Annotated in this window: 11 protein-coding genes; 2 read left to right on the top strand and 9 right to left on the bottom strand. The window is 63.2% G+C overall.

Going from position 1 to position 14,044, the window contains the following annotated elements:
- Window positions 1–82: 82 nt before the first annotated feature.
- Window positions 83–1,549, top strand: coding sequence for a glycoside hydrolase family 13 protein (locus P1T08_04240; protein ID MDF1595296.1), 1,467 nt, complete (start codon window positions 83–85; stop codon window positions 1,547–1,549).
- Between the two features lie 601 nt (window positions 1,550–2,150).
- Here the strand turns inward: P1T08_04240 and P1T08_04235 are convergent.
- The 9 genes from P1T08_04235 to proC form a co-directional block, all read right to left on the bottom strand.
- Window positions 2,151–3,359: an ABC transporter permease gene (locus P1T08_04235; protein ID MDF1595295.1), complete on the bottom strand. Its 1,209-nt coding sequence runs from the start codon at window positions 3,357–3,359 to the stop codon at window positions 2,151–2,153.
- Window positions 3,356–4,054 carry an ABC transporter ATP-binding protein gene (locus tag P1T08_04230; GenBank protein ID MDF1595294.1) on the bottom strand — a complete coding sequence of 233 codons (699 nt, stop codon included), beginning with the start codon at window positions 4,052–4,054 and terminating at the stop codon, window positions 3,356–3,358. The genes P1T08_04235 and P1T08_04230 overlap by 4 nt, the downstream gene beginning before the upstream one ends.
- Window positions 4,054–5,634, bottom strand: coding sequence for a peptidoglycan-binding protein (locus P1T08_04225; protein ID MDF1595293.1), 1,581 nt, complete (start codon window positions 5,632–5,634; stop codon window positions 4,054–4,056). The genes P1T08_04230 and P1T08_04225 overlap by 1 nt, the downstream gene beginning before the upstream one ends.
- Before the next feature lie 786 nt (window positions 5,635–6,420).
- Window positions 6,421–8,571 carry a (Fe-S)-binding protein gene (locus P1T08_04220; GenBank protein ID MDF1595292.1) on the bottom strand — a complete coding sequence of 717 codons (2,151 nt, stop codon included), beginning with the start codon at window positions 8,569–8,571 and terminating at the stop codon, window positions 6,421–6,423.
- Between the two features lie 405 nt (window positions 8,572–8,976).
- The gene (locus P1T08_04215; protein MDF1595291.1) at window positions 8,977–9,693 is read right to left on the bottom strand and encodes a PspA/IM30 family protein; all 717 of its coding nucleotides are present in this window, start codon (window positions 9,691–9,693) and stop codon (window positions 8,977–8,979) included.
- A gap of 124 nt (window positions 9,694–9,817) precedes the next feature.
- Window positions 9,818–11,194, bottom strand: a complete 1,377-nt coding sequence (locus tag P1T08_04210) for a hypothetical protein (GenBank protein MDF1595290.1) — start codon at window positions 11,192–11,194, stop codon at window positions 9,818–9,820.
- A 65-nt stretch (window positions 11,195–11,259) separates the two neighbouring features.
- Entirely contained in the window at window positions 11,260–11,736 is a 477-nt protein-coding gene (gene bcp, locus P1T08_04205) for a thioredoxin-dependent thiol peroxidase (GenBank protein ID MDF1595289.1), read from the bottom strand.
- 27 nt (window positions 11,737–11,763) lie between these two features.
- The gene (locus P1T08_04200; protein MDF1595288.1) at window positions 11,764–12,678 is read right to left on the bottom strand and encodes a proline dehydrogenase family protein; all 915 of its coding nucleotides are present in this window, start codon (window positions 12,676–12,678) and stop codon (window positions 11,764–11,766) included.
- Window positions 12,675–13,511, bottom strand: a complete 837-nt coding sequence (proC, locus tag P1T08_04195; protein MDF1595287.1) for a pyrroline-5-carboxylate reductase — start codon at window positions 13,509–13,511, stop codon at window positions 12,675–12,677. The genes P1T08_04200 and proC overlap by 4 nt, the downstream gene beginning before the upstream one ends.
- A gap of 55 nt (window positions 13,512–13,566) precedes the next feature.
- Between proC and ybaK the strand changes: the two genes are divergently transcribed.
- A complete protein-coding gene (ybaK, locus tag P1T08_04190) occupies window positions 13,567–14,037 on the top strand; it encodes a Cys-tRNA(Pro) deacylase (protein MDF1595286.1) in 471 nt (156 codons plus the stop codon).
- Window positions 14,038–14,044 lie beyond the last annotated feature (7 nt).

The following is a 14,044-nucleotide window of genomic DNA, read 5'->3' as shown; positions in this document are numbered from 1 at the left end:
GTGGCGGGGACGGCAGCAGTGATAGCGACGAGCTACGCATGGCCGACTGCCGCGAATGTGAAGCAAGGCAACGGGAGGACCGATGACCAGACAAATAGACCGTCCCCCGGCCTGGGTCGCCGACGCCATCTTCTATCAGATCTTTCCCGATCGGTTCGCATCGTCCGATCGCGTTGACAAGCCACCCAATCTGGAAGACTGGGACAGCCCGCCGACCATCTTCGGCTACAAGGGCGGGGATCTGCTCGGCATCGCTGAGAAGCTCGACTACCTGGTCGACCTGGGCATCAACGCCCTCTATCTCAATCCGATCTTCTCGTCGGCTTCAAACCACAGATATCACACCTGGGACTACTACCAGATCGACCCAATGCTGGGAGGTGAAGCTGCCTTTGACGAGCTCCTCGATGCCTGCCACGGAAGCGGCATTCGCGTTGTGCTCGATGGGGTGTTCAACCATTGCGGCCGGGGGTTCCTGCGATTCAACGATCTGCTCGAGAATGGAGAGAGCTCGGCTTGGTTGGACTGGTTCATCATCGAAAGCTGGCCCCTCCACGCCTACGACGGCAAGCACCCCGGCTACCAGGCCTGGTGGGGCAACGCGGCCCTCCCCAAGTTCAACACCGACAACCCGCAGGTCGCCGAGTATCTCCTCAATATCGGGGAGTACTGGGCTCGGCGGGGTATCGACGGCTGGCGGCTCGACGTGCCGAACGAGATCACAACCGAGGGATTCTGGGAGCAGTTCCGGGAGCGAGTGCGGGCAATCAACCCGGATCTCTATATCGTCGGAGAGATCTGGGAGGACGCCACCGACTGGATCGTGCGCGGCGATCGGTTCGATGGAACGATGAACTACCACTTCGGGGGCAGGACGATTGCCTTCACGGCCGGAGACCGGGTCAACGCTCAACTGGCCGCCGGACTCCCCTTCCCGGTGGCGCCGGCGCTCGACGCGCCGGCCTACGGGGACGCTGTTGAGGAACTCCTGGGGAGGTATCCGCGTCACGCCCACCTGGCCAACCTCAACCTGCTCGGTTCTCACGACACGGCGCGGGTGCTCAGCGTGGCGGGCGGCGACATCGACTCGGTGATTCTGTCGACTCTCCTGAACTTCACCTTCCCCGGCGCCCCCTCGATCTACTACGGCGACGAGATCGGGCTCAGCGGTGGCAATGATCCGGGATCACGCGGCGCATTCCCATGGAAGCGCACCGACCTGTGGAACGACCGTTTGCTGCGCGCCCACCGATCGCTGGTCGCCCTGCGACGAAAACACCGCGTGCTGCGCCACGGCGAGTACCGCAGGTTGCCGGCCGAGGACGGCTCCTCGTTGTATACCTTCGTGATGGAAGATGGCCAAGAACAGCTTCTCATCGCAGTGAATACATCCGACCTCGGATCCTCGGCCACGATCGTCGATGAGCTCCTCGGAACCGGGTTCAGGACGCTGTGGGGAACTGGCGGCATCAAATCGACCGACGGAGAGATCCATATTGCGTTGGCCCCCCGGACAGGCGCGGTATGGGAAATCACAGGTAATAGGTAATAGGTAATAGGCAATAGGCAACACGCGTTCCTCCCCGCTCAAAGCGGGGGAGGTGCCGAGTCGACGATCGATGTGAATGGATTCGACCAGCCAAACCAACGCGGGCCGATTCATATCGACCAGCGGAGGGGGCAACAAACCCCAGACCAAACCGGCCAGCCCCCCTCCCCTCCGCTCCGCTCCGGGACTCCCCCCACTCCGTGAGGGGAGAACGCCGACCAGCAGGAGGACATCACCGCCGCCACAGCCCCCAACCACCAGCGCGTTCCTCCCCCGCTGAAAGCGGGGGAGGTGCCGAGTCGACGATCGATGTGAATGGATTCGACCAGCCAAACCAACGCGGGCCGATTCATGTCGACCAGCGGAGGGGGCAACAAACCCCAAACAAAGACCTCACCAGCCCCCCTCCCCTCCGCTCCGCTCCGGGACTCCCCCCACTCCGTGAGGGGAGAACGCCGACCAGCAGGGGGACATCACCGCCGCCACAGCCCCCAACCACCAGCGCGTTCCTCCCCCGCTGAAAGCGGGGGAGGTGCCGAGTCGGCGAGGCGGAGGGGGCAAAACACCTCTTGCAGCCCAGAGAGCCAGCGGAAGTGCGCACTCACCCGGCGGTGCGGAGCGCCTCCGTTGGCGACATGCGGGCGGCCCGGATGGCCGGATACAGGCCGGCGATCGCGCCAATGACCAGCGCGGCTGCGATCCCACCGCCGATGGCAATAGGTGGCACGAGCGCAGACCAGCCGCGAATGCTGGCGTAAGTGGTAGTCACCGCCACGCCCGCCAAGACCCCACCGATTCCTCCGATGCCGGACAGCAGCAGGGCCTCACCGAGGAACTGCGAAGCGATGTGCCGCTTGGTCGCGCCCAGAGCACGACGAAGCCCGATTTCAGCCCTTCGTTCCAACACCGAGATGACCATCACGTTGGCGATTCCGACCCCTCCAACGAGAAGCGCAACCGCGCCCAGCCCGAGAAACAGCGCCGTCAACGCATCATCGGCAGCCTCCTTGGCCTCCAATGCATCGGTGGGGCGGGCGACTTCGATTTCCTCCGGGTTCTCCGGATTGGCAGTAGCAGCCATCACGCCCATCACCGCATCGACCTGGTCGGGGTCGACGCGAACGAGGATGCGAGTCGGCACTCCGTCAGCGTCGAGGTAGTCGGCGGCCGCGTCGAGACCAACCATGGCAGCACGGTCGAGATCCGGAGCCAGCTCGAACTCCTCGAGGATGCCGATCACCGTGAACCACTGATCACCGAGCCACACCTGCTCGGTACCGGTCACCTCGGTGACCCCCAATCGCTCGGCGGCAACAGAACCGAGCACCGTCGTCGGATAGGCGCCCGTCGCGGCATCTAGCCACTGGCCATCGGCGACGTCGCCGGCCAGAGTGTCGAGCAACGTCAGGTCCACGGCCTGAACGGAGACACCACCGGTCTGTCCCTCCGGGATGTAGTCGGTTCGATATACGTTGGCGTCATCGACCGCACTCACCACAGTGGTGGTCTCGACCGGTCCGATCTGAGCGATCATCCCGGCCGCTTCTTCGGGGAGTTCTCCCGAGCCGATCCCGATTCCGGTTCCGGCCTCCACGGTCAGCAGGTTCGTCCCGAGCCGGTCGAGTTGCGACAGCAACTCCGACTTCGACGACTCAGACAGCCCGAGTACGCCGACCATCGCCGCAATGCCGATCAATATGCCGAGGGCAGAAAGCGCCGTTCGCAGCTTGCGGGTCCGGAGTCCGACCGTCGCAGTCCTCCCCAGGTCCCGCGGATGGAGGCTGCTCGGCTTGAGGGTGGTTGCCATCAGGCAACGTCCTTCCAGGAGGTGTCGTATTCGATCTGTCCGTCGCGAAGACCAACGGAGCGAGGGAAATGCTCGGCAATCTCGGGGTTGTGGGTGATCACCACGATGGTCGTGCCACTCTCATTCAGTTCCTCGATGAGTTCGACAATTGCATCAGATGTCTTCGAGTCGAGGTTGCCGGTTGGTTCATCCGCCAGCACGATCGAGGGATTGCCGATCAAGGCCCTGGCGGTCGCCACTCGTTGACGCTCGCCGCCGGACAACTTGGTGGCAACGTGGTCGAGGCGGTGACCCATGCCGGCCCTGCGCAGCGCGACTTCGGCCATGTCGCGACGAGTGCGAAGTGGCAGGCCGGTATACAACAAACCATCTGCCACATTGTCGAGTGCCGTGAACCCGCTCAGCAGGTGGAACTGCTGGAACACGAAGCCGATATGGTGAGCGCGCAGCGACGACATGTCTCTGTCCGACAGTCGGGAGACCTGGTAGCCCGCCACCGTGACCTCGCCGGAGGTCGGTCGATCCAGGGTTCCCATGATGTGCAGCAGAGTCGATTTGCCGGATCCAGACGGGCCGACCACCGCGACGAGTTCGCCTGAGTTGACTGCGAAGCTCACACCACGGAGAGCACGAACCACCGGCGTCGTCGGGTACTCCTTGAACACATTGTTCAGGGAAAGAACCGGCTCAGACGGCATCACGGCACCACCACCCGATCGCCCGCTTGCACCTCGCTGCTGGTGATCTCGACGAGGCCGTCGGCAAAGAACCCGGGGTCGACGGCCACCAGTTGCGGGCTTGCCCCGCCCGTGTCGACTCTCACGGCGTAGCCACCTTCGGTCAGCGCCACGAGCGAAGATACGGGGACTGCCAGCACGTTCTCAACCGACTCGGAGATCACGTCGACATCGACCGGTGCTTCATCGAGGCCATCGGCCACGGAGGGATCGATGAGTTCCACGATCACTTCGAACACAGCCTGGTTGCCCTGGTCGACAGAAGCGGTAGTAGCGACGGAGGCCACGACACCGGGCGTCTCTGAGAAGTCCGGCATCACGATGATGACTTCATCGCCGACCGAGACAATGCCCTGATTGCGGGCAGGCAGGTCGAGGCGGACCACCTTCTCGGACGATGAAACTGCCAGGACGGGGCTGCCGGCACCGACGCGGCTGCCGACCGAAGCCAGCCGGTCGCTCACACGCACAGCACCCTCCAGGAACACAATCTCACCTAGGTCGACGACGCCATCCTCAGGGAGTCCTGTTGCAGCCTGCCAGTCGAGCACGGCAATCCGGGTCTCATCGGTGAATGTGCCGTCCACGATGCCGGGATTGAACCCGAGAGCGTTGAGTGCGGCTTCAAGTTGCTCGACGTCGGCACCCGCCATTGCCTCACCGGTGATGAGAGTGACGGCCGGACTCCCCGTGCCGGTGGAATCCCCGATCGCCGCACCGCTCCGAACCTGGGCAGGGCCCGGGATGAAGACCACCTCGCCCAGGTCGACGACCCCGTCGACTTCAGCGCCGATGTCTTCTTGCCAGGCTTCCACGATCTGCGCAGTGTTGTAGGTGAATTCTTGATCGACGGTCACGGTCTCGCCGGAGTCATAGCCGAGCGCGATCAGTGCCGCCTCGAGCTGCTGGACGTCATCTCCTTCGAGGCTGGTCGAGGCATCGCGCAAGGTCCGGTAGGCCGGAACATCACCGTAGAGCACGACCACCGGCTCGCCGTTGACCCGGTACAGGACATCACCCTGCTCGATCGCGGTCCCCGGTTCGACGATGCCAGTGATGGTTCCCACCAGCCGGCCCGGCACGCTCATGCTGTCGACACCAATAGCCAGATCGCGATAGGCGGGCGCCTCGCCGTAGAGGAGCACGACGGGTTCTCCGTCAATGCTGAACAACACGTCACCCTGCTCGACCCTCTCGCCGGCGGTCGCCGCGCTCGTGACGGTGCCTGCGAACTGGGTCGTCACAGGATCGCCGTCCACGGTGCCGAGCGTGCCGTCGAAGCTCTCCGTTTGCACGAGATCGGTGATGACCGCCTCACCGTAATTCAGTTGGATGGCCGTGACCGCAGTCGAATCGGAAGGAGCCTCGTTGGCCATGAGTACCGCAGCACTGGCCGCGCCGGCGACGACCAGGAGGCCGACCCCCCACCACATCCAGCGTCCACGTCGCCGCACTGTGTCTGTGGTTTCTCCCTCACCCTCGGGCGAGGAGTCTTCATCTGGTGGCATGTGTGACTCCGATATGACTTTGGTATCGCTCATCTTGCATCCTCTCGCGTTCTGATCGCAATCAGAGTCGGCCGGGGCCAGAGCTCACGCTGCGGAGACCGGGATCGTCTATCTCCACACCGTTTCGTCTAACGGCGAATTCTCACTGCCCCCCGGAGGATGCCCGGTAGATCTAAGGCAGATCTGGAAACAACCTGAGAGTTCAGTGAGAAAGGAATCGACGCGTACTCGGTACTCGGGCTACGGGCGGTTGCCGGTCGTAGCCCCCCCTCTGTCACGTTCGCAGCGGACCGCCATCCGTAGGTCTAAGACCTGTCAGGACACGTCGCTGGATATCGACCTGTGAGAGGGACGAACCCCGAACCGCCGCTCAGGCGGCTCGAACTCGGCTTCCAGCACAGACTGAATAGCGAAGATGCTGTCAGTCCGCACAGGGGCAAACAGCTTGGAATCTTCGACTTCTGCATCGGAGCGCAAATCGATCTCGACCAGCCCGCACGATCTGCAGACCTGGCGTTGAAGTCCGCCACCCACGTCGGACTGACGTCCGAACGCGTGCATACCCTTTTTGCAGTTCGATTTGTGCCGCACTCGAGCCTCCCTTGCTCCCCAAGGACCACGTCAACCTACCAGTGGCAGTTCACGCTTCCGTGGATTCGCCGCCCGCCCGGCCGCGATCCGCAGCATCAATCATAGCCACTCTTAGTAGGGATCGCAATGCTTAGCGCGGTCGTCTTGTGAGAGGCCACAAGGCCTCAGCAGAACCAGATGTCGACGGAGATCAGCCCCGGCGAGCGACTCAGCGCTCGAGGTTCGAGTTCATTTCTTGAATACCGAGTCGGCCAGGATCATCGAGATATCACGGACCCGCATCTCTGACCCCAGTTCTTTGACACCGTCGTCGATCATGACGTAGCAGTAGGGGCATCCGACTGCCACCTCGTCGGCGCCGGTAGCGATGGCTTGCTCGGCGCGCTCAACATTCACCTTCTTGCCGGTCTGCTCTTCCATCCAGAAACGAGCTCCGCCGGCCCCGCAGCACATCGCGTTGGTGCCGTTCCGCTCCATCTCCACTAGAGACGCACCCGATGCGGACACGACCTCCCGTGGCGCCAAATAGACGTCGTTGTGACGGCCCAGATAGCAGGGATCGTGGAAGGTTATCTGTGGGGTGGTCCCGGTCGCCGCCGCCGTGTCGAGTGAGCCCTTCCCGACCAACTCCATGAGCAGCTGGCTGTGGTGAACGACCTCGTAGTCACCGCCGAGCTGGGGATAATCGTTGGCAAGCGAGTTGAAGCAATGTGGGCACTGCGTGATCACCCTCTCAACCCCAAGATCATTGAGTGTCTCGATATTCGACAAGGCGAGCTGCTGATAGAGGTACTCGTTGCCGGAACGGCGGGCCGGATCGCCCGTGCACGACTCCTTCGGGCCCAGTATGGCGAAATCGATCCCGGCCTCGTGCAGCAAACGGGCTGTCGCCTTCGTGACCTCGACGTTGCGGTCGTCGAAGGACCCGGCACATCCAACCCAGTAGAGGTAGTCGGCCGATTCGACCCCATCGTCACCGAGCACCTTGACCTTAAAGTCCAGGTCTTTGGCCCAGTCCATACGATTCTGCTGACTGAGGCCCCAGGGATTCCCCTGGTTCTCGAGAGCAACGAACGCCTTTCCGAGTTCGGTCGGGAAGTCGGCTTCCATCAGTGCCTTGTAGCGCCGCATATCGAGGATCTTGTCGAGGATTTCGATGTTGACGGGGCAAATGGCATCACACGCTCTACACGTAGTGCACGACCACAGTTCCTCAGGAGTCACCCGATCGAACAAGCTGCCGGCGTCGATCGTGATCTCCGCATCCATGGAGACGGGCGTAGAGATCCGCGCCGGTGCAGTCGACGCCGCCACCTCCCCGACCTTCAACACCATCTCGCGGGGATCGAGCGGCTTCCCGGTCATGTTGGCAGGACACACGCTCGTGCAACGGCCGCACACGGTGCAGGCGTCTGTATCGAAGATCTGCTTCCAGGTGAGGTCCGTGATCACAGAAGCACCGAGCGATTCGATGTCGGTTGCTTCCATCAAGTTCGGAAGCGCCTTCATCGCCCCTTTGGGTCGGTCCTTCGGCGCCAGGAACATGTTGGCCGGTGAGGTCACCATGTGCCGGAGCTTGGTCGTGGGCAGGATCACGAGGAACCAGACAAACGTGATTACGTGGAAGATCCAGAAGAACTGATGCCATCCCGCAGCGGCGGAGGCAGGGAACAGCGAACTCAACGGGTACCCGACGAACGACCACACTTCGAAGTCAGGCCGGCCGTCAACTGCGATCCGGGCCGCCTCCGTGAAGATCCCGGTCACCCCGATCAGACCGAGCACCGTGAGAATCCACGCATCTTCCGCTTTCGTCTTTGATCGGAGCCGCCAGGGTGCTTGGCCATATCTCCGGATGACGGCCCACACAACGCCGACCACCAGCGCGATTGCCGCCGCGTCGAGAATCGCCGAGTACACCTTGTAGAACGTGCCACTCAAGAACTTCAAACCATCCGGAAGGAGATGATCGATCTCGAGCGTGACGGTGCCGAGAAACAACAACACGAACCCGTAGTAGATGAGCGCATGCATGATTCCGGCGGCTCGATCCCTCAGCAGCGTCCGCATCTCCAGTCCCGCCATCATGGTTCGGAAGCGCTCACCCCAGCGGCCGGCGCGAGATTCGGCGCCCCCACGCTCCCAGCTCCGCGAGCGCTCGGAGAACAGATACAGGGTCAGCGACAGGAACGCTCCCACTCCCACATAGAACGCTGCCTGCAACGCGCCCGGAACGTTGCCGAAGATCTCCCTCCCGATCTCCGGCACGTTGTGACCGGGAAGAGTGCCCATCCACCACAAGAGCAGCGTGGCGGGAAATGCCGCAAAGGCCATGACGAGAAGCACGAGAGTCGCAGTCGGCCGTCGGCGGGGCTCCATGATTCGTCCTTTCGTCTGGGCGATGCGAAAGAGTCTACGAACCTCCCGACCCGACAGACGGCTCCCCGTCAGGGTCGAAGGTCACAGAGTCGCTGGTCGCGAGTCGCTGGTCGCGGCTTCGGTCCCCCCGGAGGGGGGAAAGTACCGCAGCGGCTGCTGCCGCTGGGGTAGGGGGGCATCCGCAACAGAGTCGCTGGTCGCCGGTTCGGTCCCCCCGCAGGGGGGAAAGTACCGCAGCGGCTGCTGCCGCTGGGGTAAGGGGGCATCCGCAACAGAGTCGCTGGTCGCCGGTACTTTCCCCCCGCAGGGGGGAAAGTACCGCAGCGGCTGCTGCCGCTGGGGTAGGGGGGAAAGTGCCGCAGCGGCCTGCCGCTGCGGCACCAATCACGAACGATCCGGCTTTTGCTACTCCGTGAGCCCTAGTTCCGCTTTCAGCTCTTCGAGCCTGGTGTCGGCCTGGGCCAGCGAGATCGCCTCACGCAGCTCGGCTTCCGACCCTTCGGGAGTCGCTTCGCGCAACTCGGCGCGAGCCTTCGCTTCCGACAGTCGCGCCTGGATCTTGTCCTGGACCTTGTCGAGGCTGGGTTGTTCGATTTCCATCGATGCCGAGATCGTCTCGACGGCCGAGTTGACCGCTTCCTGCATCTTGGCCTGTTGTAGTTGACCGACCAGTTCCATCCGCTTGGCGGCCAGTTCTTGCAGCCGCATCGCGTTCTGCTGAACAGCTCGCTTGGCGTCCTCAGCCTGATTCACCGAGACCTCGTACTGGTCCTTCAGTCCGTTGAGGTTGTTCTCACCTGCCTGGAGCTTGAGAGCCAGGCTTTGAGCAGCTTGATTCCATTTGTTCAACCCGTCGAGATCACCCTGCGTCTTGGCCTCTTCGCCGCGCAGAAGGGCCTTCTTGGCCATCTCGCGGGCCTCGCCGACGGTGTCGGCGGCCTGCTCGATCTTGGCTTCCAGCTGAGTTCGGTGGGCGATGACCTTGGCAGCCTGGTTACGCAGCACCTGATCCTGTTTGCGTGCCTCCTGGATGGCTTGCTCGATCTCTACTTCAGGATCCATCGCACCTTCGACGGTGCGCCTGAACAGCGCCTTGATGTACCCCCACACGCGTTTGAACATCGTTTCTCCGATCTCTGTCGATGACTGCGATCCATACTAAGACCGGGAAAGGCGCGGTGGAGGCGAACACCGGGTCGTATGTTGCTCGTTGTTGATCCGGGCGAGCAGGCGGCAGGAACGGTTGCTAGCGGCGGCGGCGAGCTCGACCCTTGACCTTCGGCGCCGGGGTGCTCGTGGAGGTCGACCGCGTGGAGGTTCGCTTGGTCGTAGTTCGACGGGGCGTCGATCGGCTGGCGCTCCGAGTCCCACCTATTGGAGATGTTCCGCTGCCCCGAGTGCCGAGGCGGCCCAACACGGACCCGACGCCCCCGCGGCTCCGGTTGGCGCTACGCGTGCTTCCGAAGTCGTAGGAGGTGCCCCTGTCCCGTCCGCCGAGAATGATCGAGAAGGCCCCGAGCCAATCGAGCCCTCCGCCACCGTAGGATCTCGGTGCTCGTGGTGCGGGAACCGGTCGCCCTCCAACGTTGATCGAACGCGGTGTCGGCGTCTCGCCTTTGCGAAGCTTCGCAGCACACTCACGGCACACGCTCACCATCTTCGAACCGGCGGGGGTGCGGATCTCCGCTTCTTCCACACCTGCCCGGTGGGCAGGATCAAAGAAGCAGTGAGCCGGTCGGTCCTCCGGCTCAGGCGGAACCTCCCTGCCTTCAATAAGGGCCTCCGCGGCTTCGAGTTGCCAGCGGGCGCGGTCGAGCCGATCGGAAAGCGCTTCGAGATCGGCAAGAGCCGTCGCGGTTTCTGCCGCGTCGGTCACTTCAGAGAACGTGTCGCTGGCGGCGCGGAAGTGTGCCAGCGCCACCTCGTTCTCGGCAACGGTCACCCGATCGGAGAGATCGAGGATCTCGTTGGCGATGACGTCTAGCTGCCCTTTGAGTTCATCCTGGGCTTCATCCACCCGGCCTTCGGCAACCGCTTCGTCCCGCCGCGAGTTGCGCCACAGCATGAACCCGATGCCCCCGACGATGAGCAGGATGAACATGAGGAAGAACCATCCCCCTCCTCCCCCGGATGATTGCGAAGCCGGGACCGGCTCGTCTACCGCCGCCGTCGACCCGGTCGCCGGCTGGGCGCTATTCGGAAGATCCCGGGCGAACTCTCTGAACGCTCCGACGTCATCGCGATCGAGGAACTTGTCGTAGGCCGAGTCGACGGCATCGTTCACGGCCGCGTCTTCGAAGACGGTTGAGGCCGCTCCGATCTCATTCGGAGAGATCACGATCACAGTGCCCTCGAGTTGCAGGTCGAGTAGTCGGGCTGCGAACAGGTCGTTGCCTCCGGTCGGGTCGGAGGCGAGGACGACGAAGTAGACGCCCTGTCCGACGGCATCGACATCGACAATGAGCTCCTCGAGTGCATTGATATCCACCGAAGTGCCCGGCTCCGCTGCGTAGTTGCGGAACTCCAGTTCGACGGCGATGTCTTCGGGTTCGGCTGCGAGGGCAGGTACAGCAGCGAGGACGGCCAAGACAACCAGCACGAGAAGCGAGGATCGGCGTATCACTCTCGGCAGCATAGCGATGGGCCAGGCCGGCAGGCCTGCCGGGTGGGGCGCAAGCCCGGATCTATTCACAGGCCCAGGAGGTCGCTCGTCACGCGACCGACATGCCCCTTGGCGCGCACGTTCCGGTAGATATGACTCAGTCTTCCCGTCGCGTCGACCACAAAGGTCGACCTGATCAGACCTTCATACTCGCGCCCGTAGTTCTTCTTGATTCCCCACGCTCCGTAGGCGGAGGCGGCGGTGTGCTCTTCGTCGGAAAGGAGCGGGTAGTTCAGCGACTCCTTGTCCTTGAAGGCGGCCAGCCGGTTGATCGGATCCGGACTAACTCCCAATACAGAAAATCCACCGGTCAGCAGCGCATCAGCACGGTCGCGGAAGTCGCACGCCTCCGCAGTGCACCCGGGAGTCATTGCCTTCGGATAGAAGAAGATGACCAGATTGCGGCCTGTGTAGTCGGACAACGACACCGGCGTTCCCGTCTCGTCGGAAAGCTTGAACATGGGGGCCTGTTGACCTATTTCGAGCACTCGGTCACCTCGCACGATCGTCGTCGGTAGCTCTCCACCACGCTACTTGCCGAACAACGCTCGCATGAAAAACAACGTGTTGGCCGGGCGCTCGGCCAGCCGCCGAGTCAGGTAGGGGTACCACTCAGAGCCGTACGGTACGTAGATGCGCAATGGGTGGCCCTGACGCACCAGCTCTTCCTGCAGTTGCGTCCGGATTCCAAACAGCATCTGGAACTCGAAAGGCGACGAGCGGCCGGCCACCAGGGCTCTCGCCAGGTCGATCAGCCGATCATCGTGTGAGGCAATCGCAGGCTTTGCATCGTGCTGGTCCATCAGCTGACGGGTCAGGGTCGCGAAGTTGGCGTCGACGTGCTCCTTGCGGCTCATCGCAATGGACTCCGGCTCGGCGTATGCCCCCTTGCAGAGCCGGATATGCCCGCCGAGTGGCGCGATCCGGGAGATATCCGCACCGGACCGATAGAGATATGACTGAACGGCCACCCCAACGTTCCCGAATTCCTTCTGTATCAATTCGTAGATGTCCAAGGTGGCATCGGTATAGGGGCTGTCTTCCATGTCGATAGTGACCGTCGTCTCGAGCTCTGCCGCTCGACCGGCAATCTGTCGCATCGCCTCGATTGCAATGCCCCGATCGAGCGCGAGACCGAGCTGGGTGAGCTTCACCGACACGTTGGCATCGAGACCGGTGGAGGCTATCTCGTCGAGACAGGCCAGGTAGTCGTCCCGCGCAGCCCGGGCAGAGCCCACATCCGTGACCGCCTCACCGAGGTGATCCATGGATACGCTCATTCCCCTGGCATTGAGCGTCGTTGCGACCGCCACCGCCTCTGCGAGGGTCTCGCCGGCCACAAAACGCAGCGCCAGTTTGCGACCTGCATTCAGATCAGTGAAGAGCCATTTCGACAGCCGCAGATCGGTTGCCTTCAGCATGACCTTGCTGAAGGCGTTGATCATTCTTCCTCCTCGGCCGCCACGGCGAATCCACCCATTTCTCTCGATCGCTGGGCGGCGGCCCGGACCGCATCTTCAACGAGCGCCCGAAAACCGCGCTCCTCGAGGACGTGCATGGCCGCCGCGGTTGTACCCCCGGGAGAGGTCACTTCGGATCGGAGTTCGAAGGGGCTGCGTCCGGTGTCGACAAGGAGGTGCCCGGCACCTTTGATCGTCTGGTGAACAAGCAGTTCGGCTACGTCTCGGGGAAGTCCCTCACGGATGGCTGCCTCTGTGAGAGCCTCGGCAAGCAGGAATGCATACGCAGGCCCGGTGCCGGACACCGCGGTCACTGCGTCGAGGAGGTGCTCGTCGAGCCTGGTCACCGGCCCGACCGCGGTCAGGACTCGCTCGGCCAGATCGAGGTCGGCGGGGCCGGCGTGGGCACCGGCGGCCATACCGGTGATGCCCTGGCGCACGATCGCGGGGGTGTTCGGCATCACCCGCACCACGGGGATTGCACCGAGAACCTTCTCAAAGACGGTGGTCGGTACCCCGGCAGCCAGCGAGACAACGACCTGTCCTGCGCCGAGCGCAGAGTGGATCTGTCCCAGGAGGTGATGCACGTCTCGTGGTTTCACCGCCACAACCACGACGTCCTTGCCGGGCAGGATCTCAGCAGGATCGAGCACACACCGGCACGACGTGCTTGCCGCGACGCGTTTGGCCCGCTCGGTTCGCCTGGCGGCGAGTTCGATGGCTGTGTGCTCCCACCCAGCGTCGATCAAGCCCATGGCCAGGGCTTCGCCCATGGCTCCGGCTCCAAGGATCGCAACGGAAGGATGTTGGTGAGTCACGAAGGAACAGTATATGAGCTCGACGCGCGGGGGGCCGAGCGTGGAACAATGCGTCGTGACCAAGATACGGGCAATCCAGGCGCTCGAAAGAGCAGGAGCCGAATTCCACGTCCACTACTACCACGTCGCTTCCGACGAGGGCTCCTACGGTGAGTCGGTGGCGGCGGCAGTGGGCGTAGACGGCGGCCGAATGTTCAAGACGCTGGTTGCCTCGGTCGACGGCCGGCCGGCCGTCGGCATTGTTCCGGTCGATCGCCAACTCTCGATGAAGGCTCTCGCCCGGGTTGCCCTCGGCAAACGCGCCCACATGGCAGATGCCAAGGACGCCGAGAGGCTGACCGGATACGTGGTCGGCGGCATCAGCCCGTTCGGCAGGACCCGGCGGATCCCGGTCTATGTTGACGAATCCGCATTCCAGCACGACACGGTCTTCGTGAGCGGCGGCCAGCGCGGGGTGCAACTAGAGGTGCGGCCCCGGTTGCTCATCGAGTTGAACGACGGCACACGCGCAGCAATCGCCGACTGACAAAACC

It is taken from the genome of Acidimicrobiia bacterium (genome assembly GCA_029210695.1).
Lineage (GTDB): Bacteria > Actinomycetota > Acidimicrobiia > Spongiisociales > JAHEDJ01 > JAHEDJ01.
This window is presented reverse-complemented; position numbering and strand designations above follow the sequence as displayed.

Coding starts and splice junctions, on each gene's coding strand:
- P1T08_04225 (MDF1595293.1), bottom strand. CDS start 5,634: ATGAGCGATACCAAAGTCATATCGGAGTCACACATGCCACCAGATGAA.
- P1T08_04220 (MDF1595292.1), bottom strand. CDS start 8,571: ATGGAGCCCCGCCGACGGCCGACTGCGACTCTCGTGCTTCTCGTCATG.
- P1T08_04240 (MDF1595296.1), top strand. CDS start 83: ATGACCAGACAAATAGACCGTCCCCCGGCCTGGGTCGCCGACGCCATC.
- P1T08_04230 (MDF1595294.1), bottom strand. CDS start 4,054: ATGCCGTCTGAGCCGGTTCTTTCCCTGAACAATGTGTTCAAGGAGTAC.
- P1T08_04215 (MDF1595291.1), bottom strand. CDS start 9,693: ATGTTCAAACGCGTGTGGGGGTACATCAAGGCGCTGTTCAGGCGCACC.
- P1T08_04200 (MDF1595288.1), bottom strand. CDS start 12,678: ATGATCAACGCCTTCAGCAAGGTCATGCTGAAGGCAACCGATCTGCGG.